The organism is Paenibacillus shunpengii, from assembly GCF_042684905.1.
In the GTDB taxonomy this organism is placed as follows: Bacteria; Bacillota; Bacilli; order Paenibacillales; family Paenibacillaceae; genus Paenibacillus; species Paenibacillus shunpengii.
In genome coordinates this window covers 24,724-41,227 of sequence record NZ_JBHUMJ010000011.1, presented here as the reverse complement: position 1 = coordinate 41,227, position 16,504 = coordinate 24,724, and the positions used below count along the sequence as shown (strand labels likewise).

The following is a 16,504-nucleotide window of genomic DNA, read 5'->3' as shown; positions in this document are numbered from 1 at the left end:
GATGACTGTCGTGAGAAATGAACAAGAGATGATGAAGAAGCTGATCGATTTTGCCAAAAATGATGATCGAATTCGATTGGTTACTTTGGAAGGGTCCCGAACAAACCCCAATATTCCTCCTGATCCATTCCAAGATTATGACCTCTCATACTTTGTAACGGATATGGATTCTTTCAAGGAGAATGATCAGTGGCTTCAAGTATTCGGAAAACCTGTTATGATGCAAAAACCCGAAGATATGGAGCTCTTTCCGCCGGAGTTAGGTAATTGGTATTCATACTTAATCCTATTTGAAGATTGGAATAAGTTAGACCTGACACTTATCCCAGTCCACGAGGCTAACGATTATTTTACCCACAGCGATGGTTTAGTTCAGGTGCTGCTTGATAAGGACAATCTCGTTAAACACGAAGTAATCGCAAATGATCATCAATATTGGATTAAAAAGCCGACAGCAAGAGAATTCGATGATTGCTGTAATGAGTTCTGGATGGTTTCCACATACGTGGTTAAAGGGTTGGGGAGAAAAGAAATCCTATTCGCTATTGACCATCTGAACGAGATCGCAAGACCGAATTTATTGAGAATGATGGCTTGGAATATTGGATCAGAGCAAGGATATCATTTTAGTGTAGGGAAGAACTATAAGTTTATAAATCGCTACCTTCCTGATGCAGATTGGGAAAAACTCTTGTCCACTTATGTGGAGAATGGCTATGAAGAAATGTGGCAGTCTTTATTCACTTGTTATGAGTTATTTAGAAATTATTCAAAAGCGGTGTCAGAGAGTTTCGGATATAAGTATCCTGATTACGATGAAGTCATTACTAAATATACGAAAAGTATTTATAGGAATTGAATTGGATTATTTTAGATTTTCTGGATGAAAAGTCTTGCTAAACCGGGGCGATGAAGATAACATATAAGAAGGTGTAAACGCTTGTACGTATATGATATCTCGTCATAAGGGGGCGCATGTATGCTGCTATTAGCGGAAGCTGGAGGCACAACTTCTAAATTTAATGGATTTGATATCTTCGTCATTCTATTTACCATTATTATCTTCATCGGTGTTGTTCGACTGATCAAGGCACCCAAGAAGAATTTGTTTGCCATTGCTTTTGGTGTAGTCAGCTTAATCGTATTTCTAATTACCGATTATGCGATGATCAAGCATTGGTTGAGCTAGACGGTTACATACAACATAAGTAGATTTGCAGAACACTTTCCCCTGTGTGAAGGGAAGGTGTTTTTTAATCCTCTTTTGAAGAAAGAATGCACCTGGCGTATGGATTCAGAATGTCACATAAGAGTAAGAGAATGATAGATTGGGAGAGGAATCGGTGAAGCCATTTGGAACGTAATAATATAGATAGAACTAGAGCTAGAAACGCAAATAACGATAGAATAACGGATAGAAACAAGGACACAAATCTCAATCTAAACAAGGTAAGAACAAAAATGACAACAGCTGCTGTCATGGCAATCCTTATGCTTGGGGCAAGTGCGATTAACCCGGCAGTAATCGAAGGCGCTAGTGTTAAGCTGAATGCGAAGCTACAGGATGATCAAATATACATAAATTCAAAAGACCTTATGAAAGCGTTAGGCGGTACAGGTCAATATGACACGAAGACAGGAACATTCATTTATACAGCAAAAGATGAAATACCGGAGGTTGTCAAGGCCGTATCCCCTTCTGTTGTTGGAATCATAGGACGCCCGGATGCAGGTGCAGAAGGAGGAAGCTCTGATCGTTACAATTTGACGCACGGAACGGGTGTCATTATCAGATCAAACGGATGGATTGTGACGAACGCCCATGTCATTGACGGTTTATCCAATGCAGTTGTAGTCACATCCGATGGTAAGACCTATAAGATCACTGACAGTTACAGCGACCCGACCAGCGATTTAGCACTGATTAAGATCAATGCGAAATCGTTGAAAACAGCGAAGCTGGCCACTTCCTCCTCCCATATGCGGGTGGGCGAGACCGTCATTGCGATCGGCACACCGGTGTCTTTTTCCCTGCGGAATTCAGCTACAGTAGGTGTGGTCAGCGGGCTCAATCGGGGAGTGAATGCATCCTATCGTCTGATTCAAAGCGACACAGCCATTAACCCGGGGAACAGCGGCGGTCCGCTCGTAAATCTAAAGGGTGAAGTGATCGGGATTAACACGATGAAGTATGCAGCGGTTGGAGTGGAGAATACAGGCTTCTCGATCCCTGCGGAGACGGTACATTATGTAATCCATCATTACTTTAAATATGGCGAAGTCAAGCGCGCAAGTCTGGGGCTTACGCTGGAGGAGAGCTGGTCGGCCATTGTGGGGCTGCCAACTGATGATCCTTTGACCGTTACGAGTGTTCATACGAATGAAGCAGAGAAGGCCAAAATCCAAGAAGGTGACGTGCTGTACAGCATAGATGGGGTGCGAGTCACTTCGGTTGTCGATATTAATGAGCTGCTTAAGAAGTATCTGCCTGGCCAGAAAGTGAAGCTGCTCATGCAGTCAGATGGAGACATCGTAACTCGATATCTGGTATTGACGCAGGGTGAAAATTCGGTCGTTTCAGTTGAAGACGAAGCATGGGATGAGGTAGATCGATGAATACAAGAACGGTACGTACCATTACAACGGCGCTATTGACGGGCATCATTGTGTTAAGCAGTGCAGTACAGCCGGCTGCAGCTTCTGATCTTGTGGAAGAGCTGAGACTAAGGACGGGAAGCCAGACGGCAACCATTAATGGAGAGAAGCAAACGATTCATAAGCCCTATGTGGAGCAGGGAACGCTGATGGTTCCGGTAGGGGTATTCAAAAAAGCTTTCCATAGCGAGATTCGTCTATCCGGGGAAGATGTCGTCAAAGTCATGGATGGTCCACATACGGTTGCACTTACCATCGGGAGCAAGACCGCCTGGATCGATGGGGAAAAAGTAGAAATGGCTGCTGCACCCAAGATGGTGAAGGATGTGCTTATGGTCCCGCTGCGCCCAGTAGCTGCAGGTATTGGAGCCACACTTCATAAGTCAAATCAAGGTGAGCTGGTTATTCGTATGAAAGCGAATGGTGCTGAAGCTCCTCAGGAAAATCCGGAGAACGAAATTGATAGCGATCTAGGCAAGACAAAGATAGGGAACAGTTACTACGAATGGTCTATGAATTATCCAACCGGACTGATTGTGGGAGGATCCTACAATGAGAGTGAGGACTTTACCAGCTTCATGAACGCCGAAGGCACATATTATCTTGAAGTGCTGGTCAGTGATCAGGAAGTAGAGCTGGATGCGGAGGATATGCTGCAGCAGCTTGTTCAGGACGCCAAGGATATGGGCGAGACCGTCATGGATCGTGAAGCCTATGGAGAGGCTGTTACACCTTATGCCCGTATCGTGACCAAGGATGGCGACGGTATGTTCTGGGAAGCAAGACAATACTACGATCATGGGCGCCTGTATGAAGTCTATTTTTCCGACTATGAGGCTGTCAATTACAAGGATCTGCAAAAGCATGCCTCACTGCTGAATTCTTTCCGCACTTCATTCAACATATCGGATACGACAATGAAGGATTTGTCCACGGTTGAGAATGGCATGACGTCAGTGTATAACGAAGATTATGGTATAGCCTTGTCAGTGCCCGCGGAGTGGGACAAGGATAATCAGTCCCTGATCTATGAGAGTAAGGAAGGGACGCATTTATCCCTCCAGGTGACTTCGGCGCCGGAAGGCGCATCACTTAAGGATTGGAGCGACAAGCTGAATCAGTGGATGCGGGATGTGTTCGTGGAGGATGCTCACCGGGAGGTCGATTCCTACACGCTGAACGTAGCGGGTAAGGATGCTCAGGTGAACCAGTTCCAATATGATTTTGGAGATGGCTGGACAACGGAATACAATGTGCTGATTCAAGAGAACGGATATCGTTACTATTTGGAATACGCTGTACCTGAGACGGCGGCAGGAGATGAGGGCTTGTTCGAAGAGATCCTCGCTTCGCTCGAGATTGATTATGATACCGTCTCCGAAAATTTTGGCAAGCTGGGCGAAGATCCTTATTTAGTGAATAAGTCGAGTATGATCACCCGGACTTCCAAAACATATGGCTACACGCTCGATATACCGAGATACTGGACTCCAGTGGAGAACCGATTTGAATCCACGATTGTAGCGTATCAGTTTACAGGAGGGTTTTTCTCCATTCATGTGGATAAGGAGATATCCGTAGAGATGGCCGTCAGTCAGCTCCGCGAATCTTATGCTGAAGCGGCCCAGAGCCGCAAGGATTTCCGTGTGACGGATACAAAAAATGTGACCTTTGCAGGAGAGCCAGCGACAGAGTTCACTTATCATGAAGTCGAGAAGGGAGTTCCCATGCAAGGCAGGCAGCTTGTATTTGAGCATGACGGCATAACTTACACCGTAACCGCAGCACTGAATGATGCGAATCGAACGGAAGTACAGCTGAATGCTCTTTCGAAGACGCTTGATTCTTTTTCATTCAATAAATAATGAATACGGTGAAGAACCGGCAGAGCTAAATTTATTTGGCATGCGGGTTCTTTTTTTATAGAGTTAAAGAAGGACCCTTGTTACACTGTTGATAGAAAAGTCCATGGAGAATGGACGGAAATTTCGGTTTTTTCAGGAAGTAGTAGAGGAAAGAACAAGGATTTGATACACTATTATAGTTGTTTAGCAGAATGGCTACACTGATAGAGTATTTAGTTGATCATTTGAACGATGTATTAGGATATAGGCAAAGTAAAAAGAGCCCGTTTAGGAGGATATATGAATACAAAAGCATTGAGAAGAGAAGATGTCGAGCTGTTAGCACCTGCCGGCGATTGGGATTGTATGCGTTCAGCAGTAGCGAATGGCGCAGATGCAATCTTTTTCGGTGTGGAGAAGTTTAATGCTCGCGCAAGAGCGAACAATTTCCGGATGGAAGAGCTGCCTGAGATTATGGCTTTTTTGCATAGCTATGGAGTCAAGGGCTTTCTGACGTTTAACATATTAGTATTTGAAAATGAGCTGGCGGACGCCAAAGAATTGGTTGATGCTTGTGTAGATGCAGGTGTGGATGCAGTAATTGTGCAGGATCTGGGTCTAGTGAAGCTGATCCGCGAAATCTCGCCAGATTTCCCAATTCACGGTTCAACTCAAATGACGATTACTTCGCCGGAGGCGGTAGAGTTTACGAAGCCTTTTGATATTGAACGTGTCGTACTAGGCCGTGAGAATAATCTGAAGCAGATTCAAAAAATCGGGGAGCAAGCGAAACTGCCGATGGAAGTATTCGTGCATGGTGCACTCTGCGTTTCTTATTCAGGTCAATGTTTGACTTCCGAGATGTGGGGCGGACGCTCTGCGAACCGCGGTGAGTGTGCACAGGCCTGCCGTCTTCCTTATGATCTGATGGTGGATGGCGAGCAGAAGCCAATGGGTGATGTTGCTTATCTGTTATCTCCGAAGGACCTGGCTGCAATCGACATTATGCCTGAGCTGATTGAGGCCGGTGTTACTTCCTTCAAGATAGAAGGGCGTCTGAAGACACCGGAATATGTAGCGAATGTAGTAAGCAAATATCGCAAAGCCATTGATGCCTATTTTGACGGGATTAAGGATCCAATTAGCTCTGAGGAGATTCGTGAGCTGCAGCAGAGCTTCTCCCGTGGCTTTACGCATGGCTTCCTTGAAGGGACCAACAACAAGAAGCTGGTGGACGGAACGTTTCCGAAGAGCCGCGGAGTATACTTGGGCCGTGTAGAAAAAATACTTCGTGACGGCGTCGTATGTAAACTGGAAGCCCCAGTGAAGCGTGGAGACGGTATTGTATTTGATGCCGGCGATCCGACCAAACGCGAAGAAGGCGGACGTGTCTATGATATTCGTCGTAAAGGCGTGAAGATTGAAGGCGAAGCAGGCGAAGGCTGGATCATCGACATTGTGCCTGGCCGCAGTGATGTGGATCTGCGCCGTCTGCATGAAGGCGATCGAATCTGGAAGACCAACGACCCAGCGCTGGATAAGCGTCTGCGTCAAAGCTATGAGACAGAGAAGCCATATCGTGTGTTCCCGGTTCATGTGAAGGCGGTAGGAAGACCAGGGCAGCCACTCGAAACCTGGTGGACCGATGTGCAGAAAGGCACTACCGTTCAGGTGAACTCAGAGATGGAGCTTGAACTAGCGAAGAAACGCCCGATGAATGATGAGCTGCTCGAAGAGCAGTTTGGACGACTGGGTGGTACAGTGTATCAGCTCGAGGAACTGGATGTACAGCTGCATGGAGATATCATTATTCCAATGCGGGAGCTGAACAACATTCGCCGTCAGGCAGTGGAAATGCTGGCAGGAGAACGTCCGAAGCCGCCGGTATATGTGAAGCGTGAAGTGGAGGTTTACGGTGATTCCGTTAAGCCAGCTCCAGCGGTGAAGCGCGGTGCAGCGGAGCTTACCGCATTATGCCGCAGTCTGCCTCAAGTAGAGGCTTGTCTTGAAGCGGGAGTAGACTTTATCTATGCAGACTTCGAGTTCATCAAGCAGTTCCCGGCTGCGGTAGAGATGGTGCATGCTGCAGGCAAGAAAATTGCACTCGTTACACCACGCATCCACATGCCTGGTGAGAACGGCTACCATAACAACATCCTGCGTCTGAAGCCGGACGCGGTGCTGGTTCGTAATACGGGCGCACTGTATTTCTACCTGCGTCATCGCATGGAGAACCCGGAGGCGAATCATCCGGAGCTGATCGGTGACTTCTCGCTGAACATTGCTAATCATAAAGCGGTTGAGCTGTTCCTTGAAGCAGGCTGTGATGCGGTTACTCCGTCTTATGACCTGAACATTCAGCAAATGGTCGATCTGCTGGAGCGTTCCCGTACAGACAAGATGGAAGTCGTTATTCATCAGCATCTGCCGATGTTCCATACAGAGCACTGTGTGTATTGTACGTTCCTCAGTGAGGGAACGGACTACACGAACTGCGGACGTCCTTGTGAAGATCACAGCGTATCCCTGCAGGACCGTATTGGCATGTCCCATCCGGTACGTGTCGATGAAGGCTGCCGGAACACGGTATACAATGCCGTCGAGCAATCCGGTGCCGAGTACCTGACGAACTTCATGGATCTGGGTGTATCCCGCTACCGCGTAGAGTTCTTGGAAGAGACACCGGAGCAGGTACGTGAGGTGCTTGGACTGTACAACCGTGCACTGCGCGGTGAGATCAGCGGTACACAGGTATGGAAGACACTTAAGGCAACCAACCAGCTAGGCGTAACACGCGGGCAATTGGTGAAATAAAAATGAATTAGAGCCGCTCTCTTTACAATGAAGAGGGTGGCTCTTTTTGCTAGTGAAAAATTTATTATATGAACATCATCATGTAGAGATATTAAAGCCATGAAAAGCTTCCAAGTATCAAAGCAATTCCATACTCGTCGTTGTTTTAATGAGTTATGAAATTGATTCTGCTTAGAGAAGTTTCCAGTTCATTCCTTTATAATGAATTCATATCTTAACGAGGGAGATCTCTGAATGAAGATTCGAAAAGCGATAATTCCTGCGGCTGGACTAGGTACACGATTTTTGCCAGCGACCAAAGCAATGCCCAAGGAAATGCTGCCGATCGTAGACAAGCCTACGATCCAATACATAATGGAAGAGGCGGTAGCCTCCGGAATAGAAGACATTATTATCGTGACAGGTAAAGGAAAAAGAGCGATCGAGGATCATTTTGATAACTATTTTGAACTGGAGCATAACCTGGCATCAAAACAAAAATGGGGGTTGCTTGAAGAAGTTCGTAAATCTTCTGAGATGGCAGATATCCATTATATTAGACAAAAGGAACCTAAGGGACTCGGGCACGCAATCTGGTGTGCTCGTAAGTTTATAGGAAATGAGCCGTTTGCCGTATTACTTGGAGATGATATTGTTGAATCTGATCCTCCTTGTTTGCAGCAGATGATGGGTATATATGAGCAGCATGAACAGCCTGTAGTAGGAGTTCAACCCGTTCCGTGGGAACAAGTATCGAGATATGGAATTATAGAAGGAAATCAAATCGAAGATAGAGTATATACAGCCAATAATTTAGTAGAGAAACCACCAGTAGGAAGCACCCCATCTAATCTGGCGATTATGGGGCGTTATATATTAACACCAGATATATTCAATATCCTTGAGAATCAACATACGGGTGTGAATGGTGAAATCCAGCTGACGGATGCGATTGCTACACTTGGTGCCAGCAGAGACATTTTGGCATACCATTTCGATGGAACTCGTCATGATGTCGGAGAGAAGTTAGGATTTATCCAGACCACTCTTCATTATGCGATGCAGCGTGAAGAGCTTCGTGAAGGATTAAGTGAATATCTGGAGGAGCTCTTGAGCTCTTATCGGACTTTGAAATAAGCAAGGATTATCGATCTAAAAAAGCAGCGAGCTGAAGACAACTCTTCAACTCGCTGCTTTGTTTGTATTGCTAGAAATTTAAAGAGGCTAACTGATCGATTTGCTCATCTGCTTCAGGCTGAATTCCAATTAACTGATTGTAGACCTGTTCGTCGGTTTGGCCTGCTTTTTGTAATGATGCCAGATACCACCGGGCTAGTTCTTGATTGGCAGGGTCATTCATATCTTCTGTCAAACCTTGCTTTAAGGTAGCTGCGCTTTCAGCGGATTGATTCTTCATAAATTGTATCTTACCTGCATTCAGAGCAATAGCGGGTGTGATTTCAAATGCACGCCCTTGGAGCTGTCCTTCAGGCAGTGTCTTCAGATGCTCGATACCCTCTACTACATGCTGGTAAGCTTGTAATCCTGCTGCGAAGTATTCGTCCTTCTTCGCTGTATCCTGATTGCCAAGAGCTTGGTAACCATATTCGAAGGCTTGGCTGATCAGCGTCTCGTACCAATCAATATCCCAAGCAAAGTTGGCGGCTTTTTCTTCCTGAATAGCAAATGCTTGCTCATTCTCCCCTTTTGTCTGGAGAAGAGAAATCTTGCGTTTTAGCATATTTTTATTATAAGGCTCCTCTTCAAGCCCGTTGTTAATCCATGCCATTGCCTCATTGTAATACTGTTCATCCTGAGTCTGTGTATAGACCTGCTGGTAGATCTCTGCCATCAGCAGCAAGGAATCCGGGTGAGTGTCTCGGATGGACAGGTCCTTATCCAGCGCTGTCTTGATTTCATTAAAATCCTGACTTTTCTGAACGACTTGCTGTGCATCGACAGCAGCGTAGCTGGACTGCAGATAACGAACCGAAGTAAATAGTACAAAGATAGACAGAATACCTACAGCCCCGACATATAGGTAACGAATACCTGCTCCTTTGAAGCTGAGCTTCTTCAGGGGCTTATTATCCATAACCGCGGCCATACCGCCGAACCCGAGAAAGACGAGCATACCTATAAATGCATAACTCATATTAAAGTCTAGAATACTATGAACCAGGATTGAGAATGTAATGATGAAATACAGGAAATGGGACTCTCTGTCTTGCTCCGACTGACGAATGTACCCTCTGATATATTTCCAGATAATAAAGATCATAAAGGCCATAAAAATAATGAATCCTAGAATACCGACCTCTACGAGATATTGCATGAAAAAGTTGTGCGCTTGGCGACTCGTGTACGGGTTATTCTGGTACGTTTCATATAAAGCCGCCCAAGCTCCACCGCCGGCTCCAATGATTGGATAGTCGGCTAGCAGCTTCAGTGCATCCCGATAGAACGTAAATCGCTCGAGCACACTGTGCTGGTTAAAGTTGATGTTCTCCAAACGAACTTGAATGCTGTCGGGCAAAATGTTTTTGAGACTCGTAAACAGAAGCAGCAGAGCTGCAATAATGGCAACAATGGAAGATCCGATGGGAATCCATAGGCTCGATAATTTGCGATCAGACCAGCGCTGTACTCCGTTTGTCAGGCGGGAAGCAGCATAGCTCTGAATAACCCAGGCAAGAACTGCCACAGCAATAGATGCAACAATCAGGTAAATCCAGCCGTTTAAAGCTGTAGATGCTGAATATTGTTCATGCAATGCCAGACCTGCTGAAGTAATAGGATTAAGTACAATTACCGTCGCTGCGCCCGCTATGAGACAGTATATGATCCATAAAATTTGTTTTGCAGGCTTGAGGAACAGCAATAACACAACAAAAACAACCGGGAGAAGAACAAGACCCGTTCTCGACAAAGTCAGCATAATGGAGACAATGATCGGAACAAGCATAAATCCATGAGTTAACTGACCGTACCATTTATTAGATCTAACTAAGCTAAAGATGGATGCAAAGAGCAGAGCCATGAGAAATGCTGCATATGTATTAGCATATTGGAATACTGAGGTAAGCCTCGGACCGTTAGAATCAACCATCACGGCATCGATGTATTTACCATCTTGTACAGCGCTCGTAAACCATCCGACAAGATTCGCTGCCAGATTCGGCCCTCCCAGCCAGTTCAATAGACCAAATCCGACAATAACATATGAAATACCCAAAATTGCCAAATGTATGATATGATTGATTTGTTTGCTTTGGAGAATATACACTCCAATGGCAAATACAACCGCATAAATGCATTGAATGAGTACCATGTTCGTTGCAAGATAGTGGGAGGCTGCCGATATAAGAGAGATGACATAAGTTAATGGAAGCAACAGGACAGCGACCAGCAGCCAATCTCGTTGTGTCTCCAGCTTAATTTCTTTGTAATAGCTGGCGATCCATAGGAACATTAAGAGAGTTGAGATGAGTACTGCCCAATAGATTGGCTGCTCGAAATTTAACATTTGTCCATTAAAAAGGGCAATCTGGAACGGAGCCCACAACAAAAATAAGATGAAGCCAATGACTAGAATCCATCGTGTGACACTGATTTGGTTCTTCGGATCAATACCGCTCGATGGCTTAGCGGATTTACCGTATACTGGATTCGACAAGGTAGAATTCTCCTTTTCTAGTAGATACGACAATTATTTTATCACATGATTAAATTTGTTAACACTTGGTACAGTAGAAATTTTCATATAACCGGCTTATTTTTTTTAGAAAGGGCCGATCAATTTATATCATCTTTAGTGAGGAAGAGAAATGTTAATAGATATGAAACATAAATTCAGCCTATTTAAAGACTTAACGAAAAATGATTTTAAAAAACGTTATCTGGGGTCATACCTTGGGATAATTTGGGCTTTTGTACAGCCTTTAATATCCATATTGCTTTTTTGGTTTGTATTTCAAGTAGGATTTCGTAGTACTCCAGTAGATAATGTTCCGTTCATTTTATGGCTTTGTTGTGCTATTATCCCGTGGAATTTTTTCTCTGATGCTGTCCAATCATCGACCAGTGCAATAACTGAAAATGCTTTTCTAGTAAAGAAAGTTGTTTTTAGAATTGAGATATTACCAATAGTTAAAATTTCATCAGCATTATTTGTTCATTTGTTTTTTCTAGTATTTTTATTCGGGATGTTTCTCATTTATGGGTATGAACTGTCAATTTACCATTTACAAGTAATATATTATTTGTTTGCGTCTATAGTTCTGATTTTAGGTATCACATGGATAACTAGCTCTTTGGTTATTTTCCTGAAGGATATTGCACAGATTGTCGCTATGTTTATGCAATTTGGTTTTTGGTTGACCCCTATTTTTTATCCATTAGACATGGTTCCGATTAATCTGCAGTTTCTATTTAAATTGAATCCGATGTTTTATATCACAAACGGCATGAGAAACACATTTATTGATCAGCGATGGTTCTGGGAAGATAGTATCTTAACTAGTTACTTTTGGATATTCACATTAGTTACTTTTGTTGTTGGATATGTACTTTTCAAAAAGCTTAAACCTCATTTTGCAGATGTGTTGTAAGGAGTAGAGATATAATGAGTTCAGAAATGGTAGTAGAGGCTAAGAAATTATCCAAGCAGTACAAATTATATAGCAGGCCTACCGATCGCCTTAAGGAAGCATTGTTTAGAAAAAAACGTCATCTGGATTTTATGGCTTTAAATGAAGTTTCATTTTCTATTTCAAGTGGTGAGTGTGTAGGGATTATAGGAAAAAATGGATCTGGAAAATCCACACTACTAAAATTAGTAACAGGAGTTCTAAGCCCAACCTCAGGCACGATTAATATAAAAGGTAAAATATCAGCACTGCTTGAACTGGGGGCAGGCTTTAACCCGGATTTAACAGGATTAGAGAACATATATTTGAACGGAACAATCATGGGCTACTCACGAAGTGAAATGGATCTTCGGCTTAATGAAATTCTTGAGTTCGCTGATATAGGTGAATTTATCAATCATCCTGTTAAGACTTATTCAAGCGGTATGTTTGTAAGATTAGCATTTGCCGTGGCTATAAATGTGGATCCTGACATATTAATTGTTGACGAAGCATTGAGTGTAGGGGATATAAGATTCCAACAAAAGTGCTATAGAAAAATAGATGAATTGAAAAAGGAAAAAACAATCATAGTGGTATCCCACGATATGTCTGTTATTAATAAGTATTGTGACAGGGTGATATGGATTAACGAGGGAGAGCTTATAGACGAAGGAACACCCAAAGAAATATCCAAGAAATATCAGGCGTTTATGATCGGAGCAAATTATAAAAAATACAATTACAGTCAATCGGAAGAGAGGTCCATAGACCTTAAAAACTCGCTGATTAACGATATAGATCCCTTGGCAGATGAACTGGATGTAATGGGGGACGATTCTGCATTGATTACGGGAATTTCCGTAGTAGAAATACGATCAAGACAGAAAGTAAGCATTGTAGACCCGGGAGAGAGAATAAGGGTCCTCATCAGGCTGGACGTGTTCCGTGAGATTGAAGACCCTATTATCGGATTTTCTGTCAAGGATCGACTTGGGACAATAATTGGCCAGACGAACAGTTTTGTCATTGGAGAAAGACTTTACCCAATCAAGGCGGGGACAAACTATATTTTTAGTTTTGAATTTGACTTTCCAAGCTTAAATCATGGGCAGTACACGATTTCACCAGCAATCGCTTCTGGTACACAGGAAGAGCATCGGCAACATAGCTGGGTGCACGATGCTTTTATAATAGAGGTTCTGCCTCAAGGAAAAGACACATTGAGTGGGATCATTCAATTAGATGATGTGTCATTTACAGTTCTGTAAGAGAAGGTAGGGTAGCAATAATGAAATTTACTGGAGAAAGATATATCCCGGACATTGAGGATAAGGAACTGCAGATTGAACATATTCAGAGATATCAATCAGTTTCTGAGCTAGTACGTGGAAAAAGAGTGCTTGATGCAGCCTGTGGTGAAGGGTACGGTTCCTATATTTTATCTCAGACTGCTTCTTCTGTTCACGGAGTAGACATAGACAATAGTACCATAGCTGAGGCAACGGAAAAGTACGGAAATATGAATACCAAATTTTTGGTTTCTAGTATAGAAAAGCTCCCTTTTGATGATCAACAATTTGATGTGGTAATTTCATTTGAAACCTTAGAGCATGTAGATGAAACGATTCAGCTCCGATTTCTTGAAGAGATCAGTAGAGTTCTGAAACATGATGGAGTTCTGGTCATATCGACACCCAATAAGTTACACTACAGCGATAATAGCCAATACAAAAATCCCTTTCATATTAAAGAGCTTTACAGGGAGGAGTTTACAGAATTATTAGGACGTTTCTTCAAACATACGCACATTCTATCTCAACGGTTTGAGGTTGTTTCAGTGCTTGATTCCGTTGAAGGACACCATCCATATAGAAACCTGAACGATCCTCAGGAAATTCAATATGAAAAATATATGATCGCTGTATGTTCTAATCTAGAGATTGCCGACTCACAATTTTACTCAGCCAAAGGCTATCAGGGGAAGTATATTTCTATTGTAGATAGAATAAACTCCCTGCAAAATGAAGTAGAAGAAAGAAACGATCACATCAGGTTATTGGATCAGGAGTTGGGATTTTTACGAGATCAATACTCTCAGATGGAGCAGCTGCTTAATGATAAAAAAGAATTACTATTAGAAATTCAAAAATATAAAGAAGAAGTTACGGCAGAAAAAAAGAAGAGCTCGAGTTTACTGACTCAGATTGATGAAATTTACTTGCAAAGTAATGATGTACAATCTCTCAATGAAAGATTAGTAAGTCAAAATAAAAGCCTGGAAGTAACAATTACGAATTTGAAAGGCCATGTAGATTTGCTATTAGAACAAGAACGCCGACTCCATAATATCTATAATTCTTCTGGTTGGAACTTACTAAATAGCTATTACAAAATACGAGACAAAATGATTCCTCGTGACAGCAGAAGAAGAGTGTTGGCCAAATTAATTGCCAAGACAGTCAGAAATCCTAAGCAAATGCTTGGGAAACTTAATAAGACAAATATTAAGAAGCTTAAGTATTATTTGAACTCAGAAGAAGCGAAGCAGTTAGAAAGCAGAATAGATAATTATATGGAACGCCATACTCAAGAAGTTAATCGACCTGAATTGCAGCTCTATCAGAATGAAGATTTTCAGCATATTGAATTTGATCAGTACAATGAGCCTTTAGTTAGCATTGTTATTCCAGTCTATAATCAGTGGAATTATACTTATGCTTGCTTGGCATCAATCAAAGACAACACACAAGGCATAGCCTATGAAGTCATTCTAGCAGATGATATGTCAACGGATGAGACAGTTAATGCTTCTGCTCATATATCTAATATTCAAATAGTACGAGATGGGCACAACAGGGGATTTTTATTGAATTGTAATAACGCAGCTAAATACGCGAAAGGAAAATATATCTTTTTCCTCAACAATGATACTAATGTTCAGCCTGGATGGCTTGATTCATTGGTAGACCTTATTGAATTTGATGATTCTGTAGGAATGGTTGGCTCTAAGCTGATTTATCCAGATGGGAGGCAGCAGGAAGCTGGAGGCATTATTTGGAATGATGCGAGCGGATGGAATTATGGAAGACTTGGTGATCCAGAGCAAGCAGAATTTAACTACGTTAAGGAAGCTGATTATATTTCTGGAGCTGCCATCATGATTCGCCATGATTTATGGAAGAGGCTAGGTGGTTTTGATGAGAGATATGTACCCGCTTATTTTGAAGACACCGATCTTGCGTTTGAAGTGAGAAGGCTTGGATATAAGGTGCTATTCCAACCGAAATCTGTAATCGTCCATTTTGAAGGGATTTCACATGGGACAGACACTAACACCGGTATTAAAAAGTATCAACTAGAAAACAAAGAAAAGTTCATGGACAAATGGAAGGAGACATTGCTCACGGAACATTTCGACAATGCAGAGAATGTCTTTTGGGCAAGGGATAGAAGTCGAACTAAGAAAACCGTTGTTATTGTCGATCATTATGTCCCTCATTTTGACAAAGATGCGGGAGGAAGATGTACTTATTTTTATACCAAACTTATGATCTCAATGGGATTTCACGTTATATTCATTGGTGATAATTTTTACCGTCATGAGCCTTACACGAGCAACTTGCAGCAGCTTGGAGTAGAGGTGCTTTACGGTAACTACTACGCGAAGAACATCAATCAATGGATTAAAACGAACGGACAGTATATTGATTATGTCTATTTGAATCGTCCTCATATTTCGATTAAATATATCGACGTGTTCAAGAAGTATAGCGATGCCAAAATTATTTATTTTGGACATGATTTACATTATCTCAGAGAGTTACGGAACTATGAACTTACACAAAACCCCAGCTTGTTAAAGTCTTCTGAAGAGTGGAAGGAAATTGAGTTTAAATTATTCCGATTGGCCGATGTGGTCCATGTTGTTGGTTCATATGAACAAAAAGTGCTCATAGACCAGCTGCCAGATAAGAAGATTAGAAACATTCCATTGTTTCCTTATGAACATGTGTTTGGGGACCAACACGCAATTGTAAATTATCGGGTTAGAAAAGATTTGCTCTTTGTTGGCGGGTTTAATCATAAACCCAATTATGACGGAGTTATTTGGTTTCTAAATGAGGTATTCCCTCAGGTAAAGAGATCTATCCCGGAAATTAGACTGCATGTTGTTGGATCGAACCCTCCTGATGATATCAAGGAGAGACAAAATGACAGTATATTAGTCACAGGCTATGTTTCAGATGAAGAGTTAGAGAGATATTACGAAAGCTGTAGTGTAGTTGTGGTTCCTCTGCGTTTCGGAGCAGGAGTCAAAGGAAAGGTAGTAGAGGCATTACAATATCAAGTTCCTGTTGTGACAACTTCAATTGGAGCTGAGGGGATATTTGAAGCAGATAAAGTAATGATAATCGCCGATGCCCCTGAACAATTCGCTAACGAGGTTATCGATTTATACACCGATGAATCCAAGTGGAACGCATACTCTGCGACGTCGGGAGAATATATCAAGAAATTCTTCACCGTTAAAGCTGCTCAAGATATTCTTGCGCTTGACATGGAGAGTTAGGAGACACATTC

Annotated in this window: 10 protein-coding genes; 9 read left to right on the top strand and 1 reads right to left on the bottom strand. The window is 42.6% G+C overall.

What is annotated here, in order from left to right; genetic code table 11:
* The first annotated feature begins 10 nt into the window (after positions 1-10).
* The 6 genes from ant(6) to galU all read left to right on the top strand — a co-directional run bounded on the left by ant(6) (position 11) and on the right by galU (position 8,429).
* Positions 11-859, top strand: a complete 849-nt coding sequence (ant(6), locus tag ACFSVM_RS22235) for an aminoglycoside 6-adenylyltransferase (protein WP_379264633.1) — start codon at positions 11-13, stop codon at positions 857-859.
* A gap of 120 nt (positions 860-979) precedes the next feature.
* The gene (locus tag ACFSVM_RS22230; RefSeq protein WP_170862559.1) at positions 980-1,189 is read left to right on the top strand and encodes a hypothetical protein; all 210 of its coding nucleotides are present in this window, start codon (positions 980-982) and stop codon (positions 1,187-1,189) included.
* 272 nt (positions 1,190-1,461) lie between these two features.
* Positions 1,462-2,616 carry a S1C family serine protease gene (locus tag ACFSVM_RS22225; RefSeq protein ID WP_379264631.1) on the top strand — a complete coding sequence of 385 codons (1,155 nt, stop codon included), beginning with the start codon at positions 1,462-1,464 and terminating at the stop codon, positions 2,614-2,616.
* Positions 2,613-4,520 carry a stalk domain-containing protein gene (locus ACFSVM_RS22220; RefSeq protein ID WP_379264629.1) on the top strand — a complete coding sequence of 636 codons (1,908 nt, stop codon included), beginning with the start codon at positions 2,613-2,615 and terminating at the stop codon, positions 4,518-4,520. The genes ACFSVM_RS22225 and ACFSVM_RS22220 overlap by 4 nt, the downstream gene beginning before the upstream one ends.
* 279 nt (positions 4,521-4,799) lie before the next feature.
* The gene (locus ACFSVM_RS22215; protein WP_076314558.1) at positions 4,800-7,313 is read left to right on the top strand and encodes a U32 family peptidase; all 2,514 of its coding nucleotides are present in this window, start codon (positions 4,800-4,802) and stop codon (positions 7,311-7,313) included.
* A gap of 234 nt (positions 7,314-7,547) precedes the next feature.
* Positions 7,548-8,429 (top strand): UTP--glucose-1-phosphate uridylyltransferase GalU, encoded by an 882-nt coding sequence (galU, locus tag ACFSVM_RS22210; RefSeq protein WP_076314559.1) that lies wholly within the window; start codon positions 7,548-7,550, stop codon positions 8,427-8,429.
* A gap of 70 nt (positions 8,430-8,499) precedes the next feature.
* Here the strand turns inward: galU and ACFSVM_RS22205 are convergent, their stop codons facing one another.
* Positions 8,500-10,968, bottom strand: a complete 2,469-nt coding sequence (locus ACFSVM_RS22205; protein WP_379264626.1) for an O-antigen ligase family protein — start codon at positions 10,966-10,968, stop codon at positions 8,500-8,502.
* Between the two features lie 151 nt (positions 10,969-11,119).
* On the opposite strand from ACFSVM_RS22205, the gene ACFSVM_RS22200 reads away from it, so the two are divergent.
* The 3 genes from ACFSVM_RS22200 to ACFSVM_RS22190 are packed head-to-tail and all read left to right on the top strand — an operon-like array spanning position 11,120 to position 16,493.
* Positions 11,120-11,902, top strand: a complete 783-nt coding sequence (locus tag ACFSVM_RS22200) for an ABC transporter permease (RefSeq protein ID WP_379264624.1) — start codon at positions 11,120-11,122, stop codon at positions 11,900-11,902.
* Positions 11,903-11,916: 14 nt separating this feature from the next.
* Positions 11,917-13,191 carry an ABC transporter ATP-binding protein gene (locus ACFSVM_RS22195; RefSeq protein WP_379264622.1) on the top strand — a complete coding sequence of 425 codons (1,275 nt, stop codon included), beginning with the start codon at positions 11,917-11,919 and terminating at the stop codon, positions 13,189-13,191.
* Between the two features lie 20 nt (positions 13,192-13,211).
* On the top strand, positions 13,212-16,493 hold the full coding sequence (locus ACFSVM_RS22190) for a glycosyltransferase (protein ID WP_379264620.1): 3,282 nt from the start codon (positions 13,212-13,214) through the stop codon (positions 16,491-16,493).
* Positions 16,494-16,504: the final 11 nt, after the last annotated feature.